Origin of the sequence: Nocardia ninae NBRC 108245 (assembly GCF_007990755.1) — a bacterium.
Taxonomy (GTDB): domain Bacteria; phylum Actinomycetota; class Actinomycetes; order Mycobacteriales; family Mycobacteriaceae; genus Nocardia; species Nocardia ninae.
On sequence record NZ_BJXA01000014.1, the window covers coordinates 82149 to 98511 of the forward strand.

General features: G+C 66.9%; 17 protein-coding genes. All 17 read left to right on the forward strand.

Annotated features, from left to right (window positions below):
- Positions 1–88 precede the first annotated feature (88 nt).
- The 17 genes from NN4_RS13305 to NN4_RS13385 all read left to right on the forward strand — a co-directional run bounded on the left by NN4_RS13305 (position 89) and on the right by NN4_RS13385 (position 16326).
- On the forward strand, positions 89–1471 hold the full coding sequence (locus tag NN4_RS13305) for a phage major capsid protein (RefSeq protein WP_147130232.1): 1383 nt from the start codon (positions 89–91) through the stop codon (positions 1469–1471).
- A gap of 175 nt (positions 1472–1646) precedes the next feature.
- Positions 1647–1871, forward strand: a complete 225-nt coding sequence (locus NN4_RS13310) for a hypothetical protein (RefSeq protein WP_147130233.1) — start codon at positions 1647–1649, stop codon at positions 1869–1871.
- A gap of 94 nt (positions 1872–1965) precedes the next feature.
- Positions 1966–2220 (forward strand): hypothetical protein, encoded by a 255-nt coding sequence (locus NN4_RS13315; protein WP_147130235.1) that lies wholly within the window; start codon positions 1966–1968, stop codon positions 2218–2220.
- A 1-nt stretch (position 2221) separates the two neighbouring features.
- On the forward strand, positions 2222–2803 hold the full coding sequence (locus NN4_RS13320) for a hypothetical protein (protein WP_147130237.1): 582 nt from the start codon (positions 2222–2224) through the stop codon (positions 2801–2803).
- Positions 2800–3162 carry a hypothetical protein gene (locus NN4_RS13325; protein WP_147130239.1) on the forward strand — a complete coding sequence of 121 codons (363 nt, stop codon included), beginning with the start codon at positions 2800–2802 and terminating at the stop codon, positions 3160–3162. The genes NN4_RS13320 and NN4_RS13325 overlap by 4 nt, the downstream gene beginning before the upstream one ends.
- On the forward strand, positions 3162–3425 hold the full coding sequence (locus NN4_RS13330; protein ID WP_147130241.1) for a hypothetical protein: 264 nt from the start codon (positions 3162–3164) through the stop codon (positions 3423–3425). The genes NN4_RS13325 and NN4_RS13330 overlap by 1 nt, the downstream gene beginning before the upstream one ends.
- Positions 3422–3823 carry a hypothetical protein gene (locus tag NN4_RS13335; RefSeq protein WP_147130243.1) on the forward strand — a complete coding sequence of 134 codons (402 nt, stop codon included), beginning with the start codon at positions 3422–3424 and terminating at the stop codon, positions 3821–3823. The genes NN4_RS13330 and NN4_RS13335 overlap by 4 nt, the downstream gene beginning before the upstream one ends.
- 160 nt (positions 3824–3983) lie before the next feature.
- Positions 3984–4811, forward strand: coding sequence for a phage tail tube protein (locus NN4_RS13340; protein ID WP_147130246.1), 828 nt, complete (start codon positions 3984–3986; stop codon positions 4809–4811).
- 79 nt (positions 4812–4890) lie between these two features.
- Entirely contained in the window at positions 4891–6597 is a 1707-nt protein-coding gene (locus NN4_RS13345) for an amidohydrolase (protein WP_186818391.1), read from the forward strand.
- A 185-nt stretch (positions 6598–6782) separates the two neighbouring features.
- Positions 6783–7043: a hypothetical protein gene (locus NN4_RS13350; protein ID WP_147130248.1), complete on the forward strand. Its 261-nt coding sequence runs from the start codon at positions 6783–6785 to the stop codon at positions 7041–7043.
- A gap of 2 nt (positions 7044–7045) precedes the next feature.
- On the forward strand, positions 7046–7435 hold the full coding sequence (locus tag NN4_RS13355) for a DUF5361 domain-containing protein (protein ID WP_147130252.1): 390 nt from the start codon (positions 7046–7048) through the stop codon (positions 7433–7435).
- 7 nt (positions 7436–7442) lie between these two features.
- Positions 7443–11246: a tape measure protein gene (locus NN4_RS13360; protein WP_147130255.1), complete on the forward strand. Its 3804-nt coding sequence runs from the start codon at positions 7443–7445 to the stop codon at positions 11244–11246.
- Positions 11243–12181 carry a phage tail protein gene (locus tag NN4_RS13365; protein WP_147130257.1) on the forward strand — a complete coding sequence of 313 codons (939 nt, stop codon included), beginning with the start codon at positions 11243–11245 and terminating at the stop codon, positions 12179–12181. The genes NN4_RS13360 and NN4_RS13365 overlap by 4 nt, the downstream gene beginning before the upstream one ends.
- The gene (locus NN4_RS13370; RefSeq protein WP_147130259.1) at positions 12178–14223 is read left to right on the forward strand and encodes a Gp37-like protein; all 2046 of its coding nucleotides are present in this window, start codon (positions 12178–12180) and stop codon (positions 14221–14223) included. Before NN4_RS13365 ends, NN4_RS13370 begins: the two co-directional genes overlap by 4 nt.
- Positions 14220–14780 carry a phage gene 29 protein family protein gene (locus NN4_RS13375; protein ID WP_147130261.1) on the forward strand — a complete coding sequence of 187 codons (561 nt, stop codon included), beginning with the start codon at positions 14220–14222 and terminating at the stop codon, positions 14778–14780. The genes NN4_RS13370 and NN4_RS13375 overlap by 4 nt, the downstream gene beginning before the upstream one ends.
- A complete protein-coding gene (locus NN4_RS13380) occupies positions 14777–16099 on the forward strand; it encodes a peptidoglycan DD-metalloendopeptidase family protein (protein ID WP_147130263.1) in 1323 nt (440 codons plus the stop codon). Before NN4_RS13375 ends, NN4_RS13380 begins: the two co-directional genes overlap by 4 nt.
- Complete coding sequence (locus NN4_RS13385; RefSeq protein ID WP_147130265.1) at positions 16096–16326, forward strand: hypothetical protein; 231 nt, start codon at positions 16096–16098, stop codon at positions 16324–16326. The genes NN4_RS13380 and NN4_RS13385 overlap by 4 nt, the downstream gene beginning before the upstream one ends.
- Positions 16327–16363 lie beyond the last annotated feature (37 nt).

The following is a 16363-nucleotide window of genomic DNA, read 5'->3' on the forward strand; positions in this document are numbered from 1 at the left end:
GGGGCTTCACAGCCCTGGCACTGGGCGGAAATGGCCTGGCACTGGCCGCCATTCACCCATTCCCGAATCCAGTAAAGGACACCTCATCATGGATGAGCGGCTCAACAGGCTCATCGCACTGCGCGAGCAAGCCACCGAAACCCGCACGACACTGCTCGGGGCGCGCACCACGATCCTCGCCACCGCCGCCGACGACGGCCGCGAAGACCTCTCCGAGGACGAAGACCGCACCTTCCGCGAACTCACCGACCAGATCCGCACCGCCGACACCGAGATCACCGGCTGCGACGAACGCATCACCGAGCTCAACGAGGAGATCGAACGCGCCCGCGCGATCGATGAAGGCACGGTCGCACTGCGTCGCGCCCAGACACGTGTACAGGTCACCGAGCAGCCAGCGACGTACGTCCGCGGCAACGGGCACTCCTACCTGCAGGACCTGATCCGGTTCTCGTTCCGTATGGACGCCGACGGCACCGCCGAGGACCGCCTGCGTAACCACGGCGAGGACGTGACCCGCTCCCCGGAGTACCGCGACCTCGACCGCGTCGACGGCACCGGCGGGTTCTTCGTGCCACCGATCTGGCTGATGAACCAATTCATCGAACTCGCGCGCGCCGGACGCGCAGTCGCCAACCTCGCCGAATCCGACGTGCTGCCACCGGGCACCGACTCGATCAACATCCCCAAGGTCGCCACCGGCACGGCCACCGAACCCCAGATCGCCGACAACACCCAGATCGCCGACACCGACCTGACCGACACCTACGTCTCCGCACCGGTGCGCACGGTCGCCGGTCAGCAGGACATCGCCGTCCAGCTCCTGGACCAGTCACCGATCAACTTCGACCAGGTGATCTTCTCCGATCTGATCGCTGACTACGCGGCCAAGCTCGACATTCAGGTGATCGGCGGGTCCGGCACCGCCGGGCAGGTCCTGGGCGTCCGGCGCACCGCAGGCATCGCGACCATCACCGCGACCCCGACGGTTCGCTCGGTCTACGGGGCGATCGCTGACGCGGTCCAGCGCGTGCACACCAAGAGGCTGCAGCCGCCGACCGTGATCGCAATGCACCCGCGCCGCTGGGGCTGGCTGCTCGCACAACTCGACGACACCCAGCGGCCGTTGGTTCTTCCGCAACAGAACTCGCCGCAGAACGCACTGGCCACCCTGGGTGCGGTCGCCGCCGAACAGATCGTCGGCAACCTGCACGGGCTGCCGGTCATCACCGACCCGAACCTGCCCATCACCCTCGGCGCGGGCAACAACGAAGACGTCATCCTCGTGATGCGCGCCTCGGATCTGCGCCTCTACGAATCCGGCATCCGCACAAGGGTTTTCCCCTCGCCGCGCTCGGCGACGCTGACCACCCGACTGCAGGTCTACGGATATCTGGCCTTCACAGCGGCGCGCTACCCGCAGTCGATCGTCGAGATCGGCGGGCTCACCCCGCCCGACTTCGGCGGCTGACATCTCTTGCGGGGACCTGGTCCCCGAACGGCGGCACGCCGTTCGGGGACAACAGGTTTCAGCGCGTGAGACCTCAGCAAGGCCCCTCAGACCCCCCTACCGAAAGGGAGGAGTGCCGATGTGGCACATCACGATCACGACCAGTGATCCATTCACCGAGATCAGGAGCATGTTCATGGCTAATCAGGACAAGATCGACCGCCTCGCCGCGCAGCTGACCAAGGCCAAGGCCGAGATCGTCGCCGAGATCGCCCGCCTCAAGGACCAGATCGACAACGGCACCGGCGAACTCGACTTCACCGCCCTCGATGGTCTGGTCGCAGACCTCGACGGCCTCAACCCCGACGTCCCCAGTGGCGAGCCGGGCGAGGAAGAGCCGGGCACCGGCGAGCCCGCCTGACCCATCACAGTCCCTCGCTCCGGCCCGACAAACCGGGCCGGAGCGAGCGGCACCTACTCATCCTTTGAGCCATCCTTTGAGGAGGACAAACGCCGTGAGCAGCCGAGATGTCGAAGCCGACTACCTGCACGCGTACCTCGAGCAGTACACCCGCGCCCGCCAGGCGGGCCGGACCGAGGAAGCGTCGCGGATCGCGCAGGTACTGCGCAGCCGCTTCGGCCACGAAGTAGAGGCCACGTCCTCGCAGCCCGAAGCCGCAACAGACTCCACCGCGTCTCCTCGCCGGCCTCGCCCACCGAAGGCGAAGACAACTCCCGCCCCGGCTCCCGAGACAGCCGTCCACGATTGAGATGACCGACGCGAGCTCACCTACCCCGGCTGCGGTCCCGGTCGCGCCGATCCCGCCGCTGGCCGATGAGACAGCGCTCGCCGACTACGAAAATGGCAGTCCCGCACTGGCCTTGGCGATCGCGAACGCTCTGGTGCGTGACTGGTGCGGCTGGCACATCGCCCCGACCCTCACCGAGACACTCTTCTTGGACGGGTCCGGCGATCGGGTGCAGATGGTGCCGACGCTGCGCCTGCTCGATCTGCACTCGGTCACCGAGAACGACCGCCCGATCGACCTCGCCAAGGTCCGGTGGTCACCGACCGGATACCTGCGTCGCGCGGTCGCCTGGACGACCCGCGAGCGCGGCGTCCGGATCGAGATCACCCACGGATGGGCTACGCCTCCACCGCTGCTGGTCGGCGTCGTGCTCGGAATCGCCAAGCGCGCCAAGGACACTCCAGCCTCTGCGGTGCGCGCCCGCACTGCAGGACCGTTCAGCGAGCAACTCACCGTCAGCGCGGACGGCTCGATCGGCGGGGTGGCGCTGACCCAGGTCGAACGCGACCTGCTCGCCGACTATCGCATCGTCCCGATCGCATGAACCTGCCGCTACGCCACACCCTGAACCATTACCGCCACCGCGACGGTGGCACCGACTCCCACGGCAACCCCGTCCCGCTCTACACCCCGCCCCTGGACGAACCCGGTATCGCGGTGCGCGTCTACGGGTGGGGACCTGCCCGTTCCAACGAACCCGACCTCGACGGACACAACCGGGTCACTACCGAGGTCGAGGTATACACGCCCACCCAATTCCAGCCCGCACCAGCAGATCTCATCGATCTGCCGTCCGGACCGGCAGGTCGTTTCGAGGTGGTCGGCGTCGCCGCCGACGCCAACCACGGCCCGTTCGGCTGGACGCCGGGCAACGTCATCACGCTGCGAAAGGTGGACGGATAATGCCCAAACCGAAGATCCACTGGGAACCCAACGGCCAGTACAACTTACGCCGCGCGCCCGGCGTGGTCCGCGACGGCGAAGCGCGCGGCCGACGTGTGAAAGCAGCCGCGGGCGAGGGCTTCGAGATGACCTCCCGCCAAGGCGCACGCCATCCGCAAGGCCGTTGGCGGGTCACCATCTTCGCCCGCACGATCAAAGCGGCCCGCCGCAACGCCAAAGACAACACCCTGGTCAAAGCACTCAACGCGGGACGCGGCCGGTGAGCGAACTGGTCGTCTTCCCGGCGATCGAGGCCCTCGCCGTCGCCTACCTGAGTACGCGGCTGGCCGTGCGAGGCGATCGGGCGGTGGTAGCGACGAAAGTCCCCAACCCGCGCCCGGACCGGCTGGTACGCGTGAGCGCCGCCGGTGGCGGCAACGACCGGCGGATCCTCGCCTCCCGCATGGTGATCATTGAATGCTGGGATCTACGCGAACCCGACGCCGCACAACTGGCCGAGCTGTGCCACGCACTGCTACTGAGCGCACCCCGCGACCCCCAGGAACCACGGATCCGTGCCGCCGCCACAGTCGGCGCCCCGGTCAACCATCCCGATCCTGACACCGGCCACCCGCGCTACCAGGCGACCCTCGATCTCGACGTGCGCGGCCATCTCGCCTGACCGCTTCACCGATTGCGTCGAACGGCCGAGTCCGTCACCGCCGCGACGGCCGCCACCACCTGATATCCACTGCGCTGACGCCAGCGCCCTCCATTCCTATTGCCGCACATCCCTTTCGAGCAGGCCCGGTCCGCCTTGCGCCTGAAAGGGGCAACCGATCATGGCAAGTACGGTCGCCAACATCTACGCGGCAATGCCGCGTGCCACCGGTTCGCTGCTGCGCGCACCGTTGGGCACACCCGGTCCGAGCAGCGCCACCAGCGATCTGGATCCCGCGTTCCTCGATCACGGCTACATCGGCGAAGACGGCTATACCCTCGCCGAATCGCGCGACATCGACAAGAAGAAAGCCTTCGGCGGCTCCACGGTCAAGATCCTGCAGACCGACTACACCCTCACCGCCCAGTTCGCGTTCCTCGAGTCCATCAACGCGCTCGTCCTGCGTGCTGTGTACGGCGACGACAACGTCACCGTGACGGGCAACTCGATCGCGGTGCGGCACAACAAGCGTCAGCTGCCGCACTCGAGCTGGATCATCGACACCCTCGACTCCGATGTCGCGCTGCGCCGGATCTGGATCCCCGACGGGCAGATCAGCACCGTCGACGACGTACAGATCGTGCACACCGAGACCATCGCCTACACCGTCACCGTCGAATGCTTCGAAGACGCCGACGGCACCCCGCTGTATGAGTGGGTGCACAAGGGCCGCCCGCCGACCCAATGGACTCTCACGCTGTCGGCGACCGCTGGCACGTTCCTGCTCTCGGTCGATGGAAAGCCCACAACCGCAATCGCTTTCGACGCCACTAACGCTGCGGTGCGCTCGGCGCTCGCGGCGCTGGCCGGGGTCGGCAATGACGGCGTCACCGTGACCGGTCCGGCGGGTGGCCCGTACAAGATCACCCTCTCCAGTGGCGGCACTTTGAGCGGCAACGGCGCCGGACTCACCGGCACCGGCACCAAACTCACCGTCGCCCCCGCCTGATCGACAGCTCAAAGTCCGGCCGGCGGGGAATGCGTCGTGCGCGTGAGCGGAGACAGCTTCTACAGAAACGGAAGAGTCAGTGACCGATTCTGATCGCGCCCGGCTGAGCCGGGCTCAGTTCCTCCGCCTGACAGGTGCAGCTGTCAGCGTCGCTGCGGTGAGCGGGCTGGTGGCGGCGTGCTCGACGTCTCCTCGACCACACCCAGGGCCCGAACGCATCCTGCTCGATGGGGTCCGCGGCTACACCTGCACCGCCAGCGGACTGCACCGGTTCTCCAGCTTGCTGATCGACGCGCACGGAAGAGTAGAAGCGCTCGATCCCGCCGGGACGGCAGGCGCGCGACGCATCGACGGACGTGGCAGGGTGTGTCTGCCCGGCTTCCACGACGCCCACGGTCATATCTGGAGTTTCGGCGCCGCCGCGACCCAGATCGACCTCGCTGGTGTGCGGTCGGTCGATGACGCGCTGCGGGTCATCGCAACCTACGCGCGCGAGCACCGGGATCGGCCGTGGCTGCTCGGGCGAGGATGGAACGACGTCGGCTGGGGCCGGTTACCGAGTGCAGCCGACCTCGACCGAGTGGTCGAGGACCGCCCGCTGTGGCTGCTGCGCGTGGACAGCCATGCAGGTGTGGCCAATACGGCTGCGTTGCGCCTCGCCGGGATCACCGCATCGACGCCTGACCCCGCGGGCGGGCAGATCATCCGCGACCACGACGGCCGACCCACCGGCGTGCTGGTCGACGCCGCAAAAAAGCTGATCGAACAACACATCCCGGCTCCGACACTGCTCGACTACGAAGACCGGCTCCTCGCCGCTCAGCACAGGCTCAACGCTGCCGGGCTCACCTCGATCAGCGAGGCGTCCACCGCCCCCGATCAAATCGCCGCGCTCTTCGACCTCACCAACACCCGCCGAATGACATTGCGTATCAACGCATTCCTCAACTGGGATGCTTTCGTCAGATTCGGCAAACACGCGCGAACAGACTCAGGAGCAGACGACATGCTGCGAGTCCGCACGGTCAAGCTGATCGCAGACGGCGCACTCGGCTCGTACGGGGCAGCACTGCTCGACCCGTACACCGACCGGCCCACCAGCCGGGGACTGCCACAGCTACAGCCCGCCGAACTGACCTCCCGCGTTCGCCAGATCGTGGACGCTGGCTACCAGAGCGCGATCCACGCCATCGGTGACTACGCCAACCGGATAGCCCTCGACGCCTACACCGACGTGCTGGGCTCGGTGCGAGGACCACGACTGCGCCACCGTATCGAGCATGCCCAGGTCCTCGCACCGCCGGACCTGCCGCGCTTGCAACAGCTCGGTCTGATCGCCTCGATGCAGCCCAGCCACGCCACCGACGACATGAACATGGCCGAGGCCCGCCTCGGCGCAGCGCGGCTCTCCGGCGCTTACGCCTGGCGGTCGCTGCTCGATCAGGGAACGATCATCGCGGCGGGCAGCGACTTTCCCGTGTCCTCACATCGCCCCTTCGATGGCATCCACGCCGCTGTCACCCGGACCGACCGCGACGGGCAGCCCGTCGGCGGCTGGCATCGCGAGCAAGCGATGACCGTCGCCGAAGCGCTGCGCGCCTACACACTCGACGCCGCCTACGCCGCGCATCAAGAGCGCGTCCTGGGATCCCTCACCCCCGGCAAGCACGCCGACTTCGTGCTCCTCGATCAGGACCTGTTCTGGCCGCAGAAGCCGCTGTGGCAGACCGAGGTACTCCAGACCTGGGTCGGCGGCCGACGCATCGGCGAATACGGCCAACTCTGAGATCAGCGACGCCTCACCCAAGTCACATCAACGGAACTCGCTCCGAGCGGGTGCCGAACAAGTCGTCCTGTGACTCCGCGATCCCGTCCGGCGAGGTTCATTCATCCCTTGGACCGGGCCTGCCCTCGCCGGGCGGGCACTGAAAGGCCCAGTCCGCCAATTGAAACCGAAGAAAGGTCGGGCCCATGGTGATGGAGAAGTTCACGCACACGACCGCGGGTGGCAAGACGATCTCGCTACCGAGGATGGAGAACATCCCGTTCGGGATCATCCGCAAGCTGCGTAAGGAGAACGACACCGAGCAGTTCTTCGCACTCATCGAGGGTGTTGCCGCCGCAAAGGATCTCGCGGTGATCGACGCGATGACCCAGGCGCAGGTGCGCGAGCTGATGAACGCCTGGCAGAAAGACAGCGGTATCGAGCTGGGGGAATCTTCGGACTCCTGAGCTTGGTCGATGCGCACCGCGACGCGGTGGAAGCCGACCTCATCCGCGCTGGTGTCCGGTTGCGCGATGTCGGCTCGGAGTCCTTCAACTGGCACGACCTGCTCGTCCTGGTCCGCCAATCCCCGCGCGAGTCCGCGCTTATGTCCGTGATGCACCCCGAGGTGACCCGCTGGGGGCAAGGGGAGTTCCTGCTCGCCGAGCTGATCGACCTCGCGAGCTTGCTGCTGTGGGCCAAGACCAAAGACGGCGCGAAGAACCGCAACCGCCCGCGCCCCTATCCGCGCCCCGGCGTCGACGATCCGGGCTCACGCCGTGTCAGTGGTCACGCGGTCCCGATGAACGAGGTCCGAGACCGGTTGCGCGCCTTGCGAACCCAGAACCAGGGGAGGTGACCAGGTCATGACCAGCGGCGGAGTGAACCTTGCCACCGGCTACGTATCACTGGTCCCGGAGACCTCCAAGGTCGCCCCCGGTGTCGAGGGCGCATTCGTGCAGGCCCAAGGCAGCGCCGACAAGGCCGGACGCTCCCTGGGTTCCCGCTTTGCCTCGGGCTTCGGTGCCGTGTTCAAGACCGCCGTCACCGCCGGAGGGATCGGTGCGGCTCTGTTCGGTGGCACCGCACTCAAGTCCGGGTTGGACCGGCTGACCACGATCCAGAACGCCACCACCTCGCTGACCACGATCATGGGCTCGGCCACCGAGGCCGGCCGCCTGATGGACGACATCAAGAAGACCGTCAACGGCACCCCGTTCAATCTGGATCAGTTCGCCACCGTGGGCAAGAACCTGGTCGCGATGAATGTGCCCGCGGCGAAGGTGCCGGGATATCTGACCGCGATCGGTGAGGCCGCTGCCGCGTCGGGCAAGGGTGCGGACGGTGTCGAGCAGGTGTCGGCGGCGTTCGGGAAGATGGCCGCCACTGGCAAGGTGTCGCTGGATCAGGTGTGGTCGGTCGCCGAAGCCGGTGTCCCCGCGCTGGCGATCCTGGCGAACGGGTTTGGTGTCACCACCGCCGAGATGCAGAAGATGATCTCCAAGGGGGCGGTGCCCGCCGAGCGGGCGATGGACATCCTCGCCAAGGGGATTATGGAGGGCTCCGACGGAGCCGCCGGGGCGACCAAAGCCTATGCGGGCACCATGGCCGGACTCCGCCAAACGTTGTCCGGCGCCAGCGGCGGTTTCAAAGCCGCGATGGCTCGCTTCGGCGCGGGAATCCTGGCCCCTTGGTTGCCGGTCGCCACGACGACTCTGACCGGGCTCGCCGGGGGACTCGACACGCTCACCCCGAAGATCCAGACGTTCTCCCAGCGGTTGGCCGACTCCCACGCGGTCGAGACGTTCACCGGCTGGATTTCCAGGCTGCCCGCCACGATCGAGCGGGTTACCAATTCCCTTGGCGAGTTCGACTTTTCGAAGCTCACCTCCGGATTCACCACCGTCACCGACCAGCTGATCAAGATCGGCGAGGCCGGTGCTGGAGGCGAGGACAGCGGATTCCTATCCACCCTGACCTCCGGGCTGGCCGGGCTCGGCGGCGCGCTGGGCAACCTCGGCGTCGACACCATCACCGTGCTCACCGCCGCGCTGGGCTCGATGAGCGACATCCTCGGCGTCCTGGCCGAGCACACCGGTCTCGTCACCCCGCTGCTGCTCGGGCTGGCCGCCGCGTATGCGACCAGCCAAGCAGCGCAGACCGGCTTTCACATCGCCCGGATCGTGCAGACCCCAGCGATGTTCGCCCAGCTGGTGGTGCAGCGCCAGCTCACTGCCGCGATGACCGCCCACACCGCCGCACTGACCGCCAACACCGTCGCGACCGGAGTGAATACCGGGACACAGAACACTCAGACCGCCACCACTCTGCGGGCCAAGGTCGCCGCGCTCGCCTCTGCGGCGGCCTCTCGGGTCGCTACCGCCGCGACGTGGTTGTGGAACGCCGCGCTCACTGCCAATCCCATCGGCATCGTGATCGCCGCGATCGCGGCACTGGTCGCCGGGCTCGTCTGGTTCTTCACTCAAACCGACACCGGACGCGCGATCTGGGAAACCGTTTGGGGCGCAATCCAATCCGCGCTCGCGGCTGCCTGGTCCTATATCCAGCCGATTTGGGACGGCTTCCTCGACGCGCTGGGCTGGGTCGGAGACAAAGTGCTCTGGCTGGGGTCGGTCGTCTCTCCGGTCTTCGGGTTCATCGGCTCGCTGATCTCGGGTTGGTGGTCCGGTGTGCAGGGCTACTTCGCTGCCTGGAAGAGCGCGCTCGGCGAAGCCGGAGACATCGTGTCCTGGTGGTGGACCAGCGTGGTCCAACCGGTCTTCGGATTCGTGTCCGATCTGATCAGTGGCTGGTGGGCGGGGGTGCAGGTCTACCTCGCTGCCTGGCGAGCCGGGATCGGTGAGGCCGGAGACAAGGTGTCCTGGTTCGCCGACGGCCTGCGCGCAGGCTGGGCGATCATCGGTGCCGCGATCGAGACCGGCAAGGGCTGGTTCACCTCGCTACGCGATGTGGTGGTCTCCGCGATCGAGAAGATCCTCGAATACTGGGACCGGGTCAAAGGCGTCATCGGCACGGTCACCGATGTTGCGGGCCGGATCGGGTCCAGCGTCCTGAGCATTTTGCCGGGTCACGCAGACGGCGGGGCCATCGCCGGTCCCGGTGGCCCGACCTCCGACAGTGTCGTGGCACGGCTGTCGGCAGGCGAGCACGTCGTCACCGCCCGCGAAGTCGCCTCCGTCGGCGGCCAGGGCGCGATGTATCGGCTGCGCGCCGCGATGCGCTCGGGCGCACTACGTTTCGCCGCCGGAGGTGCGGTCCCGCGCGGCATCAAAGATGCCCTGGCCGCCGCGCGGGCGGTCACCGGCAATCCCTACGAGTGGGGTGGTGTCGGCCCGGATCGGTTCGACTGCAGCGGGTTCATCTCCTTCCTGCAGCGGGTGGCGATGGGCATGGCGAACCCGGCGGTGCGCCTCTACACCACCCTGGACCTGCTGGCCGGTCGGCTCGCGGGCTTGCAAGCCGGGCTCGGTCCGGCCGGCACTTTGTTCCAGGTTGGTGCGAACGCCGACCACATGGCCGCGTCGATCAACGGCCAACCCGCCGAATCCGGTGGCTCCCATGGCACCTCACGTCTGGGATCACCAGCGGTCGGAGCGACCGACGCCCAGTTCACCAATGCCTTTCACTTACCCAACGAGCTGATCGCGGGCTGGGCGGAAGGAGCCAGCGACACCGGCACCGCGGGCAAGCCGGGCAAAGAGAAGAAGGAGTGGACCGACGCTGATCAGACCAACCTGGAATCGGCGCAGGTCTCGGTCGAGCAGGCCAAGCAGCGCCGCGACAAGGTCTACGCCGACACCGACAAGTCCGACGCCGACCGCCGCCAGGCCGACCTCGCCGTGGAGAAGGCCGAGCAGAAGGTCCTCGGCCTGCAACAGCGCAAGGACGACGCGGCCTCGGGCACCGCGAATGGACCCGCACCCCAAGCACCCGCGCTGGAACGCAAATTCAGCGACGACGAGGTGGCCCGCATCGACGCGCAAGCCTCGGTCGATTCGGCCAATACTCGCCGCAACGAGGTCTACGCCGATCCCGAGGCCAGTGCCAACGATCGGCTCAAGGCCGATGCCGAGCTCTCGCGGGCGCAGACCAAGCTCGACGAGCTGGGTAAATCCGGCAGCAAGATCCAGGGCCGGGTCCGGAACTTCGTGACCGACGCCGCTGAAATCGCGTTCGACGCGCTGCTCGAACAGCTGCCGTTCGGGCTCGGTGAAACCCGCTGGTGGACCATCGACTACACGCCGCTGATCGCGGCCGGGCAGAGCGCCGCGCAGAAAGCGAGCGCGGCGATCGGGCCGTTGCCGTCGTTCTCTGCGGAGTCGATCGCCGCCCAGCTCGGCTACACCCCGGTCGCGGGGCAACCGCCACCGGAATGGTGGGACAAGCTGCGGCCCAAGGTCTTCGACCGTGGTGGCTGGTTGATGCCCGGTGAGACCGCGATCAACCTGTCTCGCCGTCCGGAGCCGGTGCTGTCGAGTCCAGGGCAGATGCAGGCGTTCATGGGCGGGTTCGCCGCCGAGCCCGCGCTGGATGCCAGCGTCCGTATCGAGAACCTCACCACCGGGATGAGCGCTTCGGAGTTCCGCCGTGAATGGGCGCTGATGACTCTGGATCAGCGTCAGCGGGCCAAGACCTGGCAGGGCCGATGATCACCCCACCGCCCGACACCCGCATCGTGATCGAGGGTCCGGGCGCGGAGAAGTTCACCGTCGCCGGTCCGGGTATGGGCGATCGCGGAGTCGTGCTCGCCGATGAGGACTCGGGCACCGACTTCGACGCGATGTATGAGACCGCGACCACCACGATCTGGAACGCCACGGCCTATCAGATCGGCGCGGACTTCGGCGGGCTGCGTGAGGAGAAGTTCGACTTCTCCCTCGCCTTCCATGTTCTGGGCACCCCGCAGCTGCCGTGGCGGCACGCCGATTCGGCCTTCCGACAAGGCTTTTCGTTCCGCCGCGACTCACTGGTCCGGGTCCAGATCGATGACACTGAGCGTCGACTGCCGGTACGCCTGGGTGCCAAACCGCGCGTCAAGATCGTCGGCGACCCGAATATCCACGACTACGGCCTGGTCGTCGTGCCACTGATCGGTGCGTACCCGCGCTGGCTCGAAGACGACGCCACCTCCAGCTTCATCACGACCACCGACACCACCGGAGGCGGTGTCGAGACCGGGTTCGTCACCGTCGCCAACCCGCTGCCGATCGACTACGAGATCTGGCCGCGCTGGGTGTTCCAAGGCACCGCCGGAATCGTGTGGACGATCCCCGACTTTTCCTGGGGCAGCGATGAATTCGATCGTGCTGAGATCGACGCCGACCGCAAGATCGTGATGCCGCCGTTGCTGGCCGGTGAGCACATCGTCATCGACACCGACCGGATGGCGCGCAACGGCCAAGCGAACTCGAGCCTGGATACCGAGTTCTACGCGCGCATGGGCGGCAAGCGGTTCGTGTATGCGCTGCCCGGGCGTACTCCCGAAACACGGATTCCGGTGTCGGTGACCGGTGCGCCGATCGGTGCCGGAATCCAAGTGCGCTGCCCGCGGCCGTGGCCGCGTCCCTGGGGTGGCTTGGATTGAGTACCAGCGTCGAAACCATCGATTTCGATCGGGTTTTCGACGACATCGTCGCGCGCCTCAAGCGCGACACCGATCGCCGGATCCTGCCTCCGTTGATGCGGATCTGGGACGGCAACTGGGTGCTGCGCGGGGAGATCCACAACGAGATCTCGGCGAAGTTCTCCGCGATCGAAAACGACACCGGCATAGGCACTGTCGAGCTGCCCGCGACCTACTACCTCGCGCGGTGGATGACCAACCACGACGCCCGAACGACCAAGAACATTTTCATCACCGTCGACCGCGACGGGGCGAGATGGTCCGGGATGCTCGACGACCTCGAGCAGGACCGCGACGCGCACGGTCAGCGCATCATCCGGGCGACGTTCAAGCACGACACGGAGCATTTACGCCATATAACCGCATACTGTAACCCGTTCACCCCGCCGGAATTTCAGTTCCCGAAGACGTGGGCGTGTGTATCGGGACAGACCCTCGTGCAGGTCTGCGAGGGCGAGCAGATCGTCCTCCGCCCGATCCGGGAGTTGGCCGGGCGCCCGTGTCAGGTTGTGGTCGACGGGCGCATACACCACTCGCCGACCGGGTCGTGGAGCAACGGCATCAAGCCGGTCTACCGGCTCACCACCGCCACCGGCAAGTCCATCGAGCTCACCGGCGACCACAAGGTCCTCACCCCCGACGGGTTCATGCCCGCCCAAGACATCGGTGTCGGCGGCTGGGTCATGGCCGAACACCAGGTCCCCGAACAGGTCACCGCGTTCGAATTCAGCGGTGAGACCGAGGTTTTCGACATCGCGGTCTCCGATGTGCACCGCTTCGTCGCCAATGGGGTTGTCGTGCACAACTGCTTCGGGCCCGCCCGCTGGAGTTTGCTGCTGACCCTGTTTTTGAATCTTCTTCGCCTCGAGGGACGCCTGTGGACGCTGCCGGTCGGGGATCCGCTGGATCCGCGTTCGTGGCTGAACTTGGATACCTCGACCTGGTCGCAGGTGGTCAAGCCGCTCTCGATCCTCGATGACCATTCCCAGTTCGCGGTGGTGCACAGCCGCTTCAAGTCGATGTATGAGGTCAGTCAGCGCATCGTCGCCGACGCGCAACTGACTTGGGAGCCGCGCCGCTGGCTCACCGGCGACCCGCCGCCGTGGCCCGGAGCACGGCTGCGCCACGGCGCACTCGTATGGGACCTGGTCGATTCCAGCGGCTGGGACACCGAAACCTCCTTCGCGGGCAACCTTTTCGATGGCTTGGTGCGCGCGGTCACCCGCATCGGGGCTGACGGCATGGTCGAAACCGTCGAGGAGATCAAGGATCCGACCTTCCCCGAGGAGTACAGCCGCCCCGGCTGGAAGGGGACCATCCCGCGAGCGCCGGGCATCATCCTGCGCGACGGCGACCGAACCGGCGTGCTGTCCACCAACTTTCACTGGAGACCCGCGACCGACGTCGGCTTCATAACGGGAGGCCACAGCGCCCCTGGAATCAACGAAATGCTCGGCGCGGCGGTCAACCTCCTGGGCGATCTCGTGTCGCTCAGTTTGGCGATCCCGCCCCTGGGGGGTGTGGCCTCAGAAATCCTGAAACCGCTGTTCACTGACGTTTTCGGGGCCTTCCAGAAGCGCGGTGACCCGGCGCGCGAACGCAGCCTCGGATGGTCGCACTATCACGAAACCTTCTGTGCCGGAGCCGATCGCGCCTACACCCTCAACGCTCTGATCGCCCTGCGCACCGGCAGGTGGCGAACCCGTGAGCAGACCACGCATTCGGTCAAAGTCGTCGATGGCTACGACAACCTGCGCATCGGCCAACACGGACACGGAAACGCCTGGCTGGGCACCCGCATCGGCACCACGGTGCGCGACTGGGGGATGCCGGGACGGGTCTATGTCGACCGGATCACCGAAATCGTCCTGGCCTGGGACCGCACCACCACCCCGACCTGGGACATCACCGTCGGCGCGCGAGAGCCCGACGACCCACTGCTGAAGGGACTGGAAATGCTCGATGAACTCGCCGGCCTCGCCCGGGACCTGGGGGTCTTGTGAACACGCTCTGGCGTATCGAAGACATCGATCCCGACGACCCAGAGCAGAGGTTTCTGCCTGCGCTGCAGTGCATTCCGATCATCGGCCGCACTCCGATTGTGTTCGTCGAACCGCTGGCCCGTGCCATCTCCAAACATCTCACCGAGGCCGGATGTCCGCCGATGGATCCGGCGTTGGCGACCAAGAAGTTTCAGCGCCCGTATCGCGGTGAGCAGCACTCGCTCAACGGGGCGGGCCAGTGGGTCGACCTCGACGTCTCCGATCCCGAGCCGGTCGTTATCCAGGATCCGGCGACGATGACCGTGCGCGAGCGCGAAGCCCAGGTAGAGCGGCTGCGCTATCTCGGTTACCGGATCGACGAGCCCGAGCCCGCGACACCGACCGCCCAGGTCATCGACACCCTCGACACCCCGCCCCGCTTCGACCCGAGCGCGCATTCGGTCACCGAGGTGAACGCCTACTTGCGCGCGCTCGACGACCCGATCGAACATCGCCGCGTCATCCACGCCGAACGAAATGACAAGGTCCGCAACGGAATTCTACGGAGGTTCGGATGAACCGAGTTTGGCCGATGGAACGCGGGCACCGTGTCACCTCTCATTTCGGTCCCCGTGAGGGTGGCTGGCATTGGGGTGTGGATCTCGGCTGGCCCGGCGGCAGCGGCGGACGCGCCGTTTACGCGATGGCGGGTGGTCGAGTCGACCGCGCCGGGCCCGCGAGGGGGTTCGGGCGTTGGGTGTGTCTGGACCACGACACCGCTGATGGCGGCGGATACACCGTGTATGGGCACGTCGTGCCCGAAGTCGAAGTCGGCGAGCGAGTCGAGGCAGGTCAACGCATCGCCCACGTCGATCCCGATCCCGACACCAACGCAGGCGTCGACCCGCACGTACACGTCGAAGTGCACGAATCCGTTTGGGTGCCACCAGGTCCGGGCCATCTGGAGCCGCTGCTGTGGCTCGGTGCAGCCAACTATCCGAACGAAAGGCCAACCATGTCAACGATGTTCGGCATCGATGTCTCCAATCACCAGCGGGACTTCGATTTCGGCGCGGCGCGGCGCGAAGGGTTCAGCTTCGCCACGCACAAGGTCTCCGAGGGCACCTGGCGCGATCCGTGCTGGCCCCTTGCCCGAGACGAGATGGCGATCCATTTCCCCGACACCTGGGGTGGCTACGTGTTCTGCAAGGTCGGCACCGATCCCGACCGGGAAGCCGACACCGCGCTGGCCCACTCCGGTGGCGCCTGCCGCCTGCAGATCGATTACGAGGACCTCGACGCCGACGGCAGCATCGAGGACTTGTGGGCGCGGATCACCGCTCTCACTGCGCGCGGCTTCGAGTTGCTGCCGATTTATCTGCCGCGCTGGTACTGGTCCTCGCGCATGGGCTCGCCGTCGCTGAGCGGGCTGCCGGTCGGGATCTGGAACAGCCACTACGTGACCGGCGACGGCTTCGCCAGCGAGCTCTACCCCGGCGACAGCCATCCCGGCTGGGAGCCGATGGGCGGACAGCGCATCGACATCCTCCAGTTCTCCTCCACCGCCCGGGTCGCCGGGCAACTCATCGACGTCAACGCCGTGCGCGGGGGCGAACCCGCCCTCGCCGCTCTTTTCGGAAAGGAACTAGATATGACCCCCGACCAGGAACGCAAGCTCGACGAGATCCACCGCGAACTCACCCAGCTCTACCCATCGCGCTCGCACTACCGCGACTCCGACGATCCCACCGACACCATGGCCGGATACCTGCTCAACGTCGACGGCCGCGTCCACGAGTCCTCGATCGACCTGCCCGCCACCCTCGAACGGCTGCAGCAGAGCATCGACGAGCTGCCCGCCAAGCTCGCCGCCGCACTACGCGAGGCCAAGCCGTGACCACGCCCACGCCGAAGCTCCCCGAGCCCGCGCTGGTGCGCTCGGTGCTGGTCACGCTCACCGCTGTCGCGGCGTACCTGCTCAACCGGCAAGTCGACACCAGCTGGGTGGAACCGCTGCTGACCCTCTACACCCTGGTCGCACCCTTGATCGCCGGGCTGCTCATCCGCCACGCCGTCCGGCCGGTCAAGCCAACCAAGCGGCCGAGACCCGCACAGGACAATTGAGGTGGTCTGGCTTGCCGCCGGAACTCAATCAGGCTGT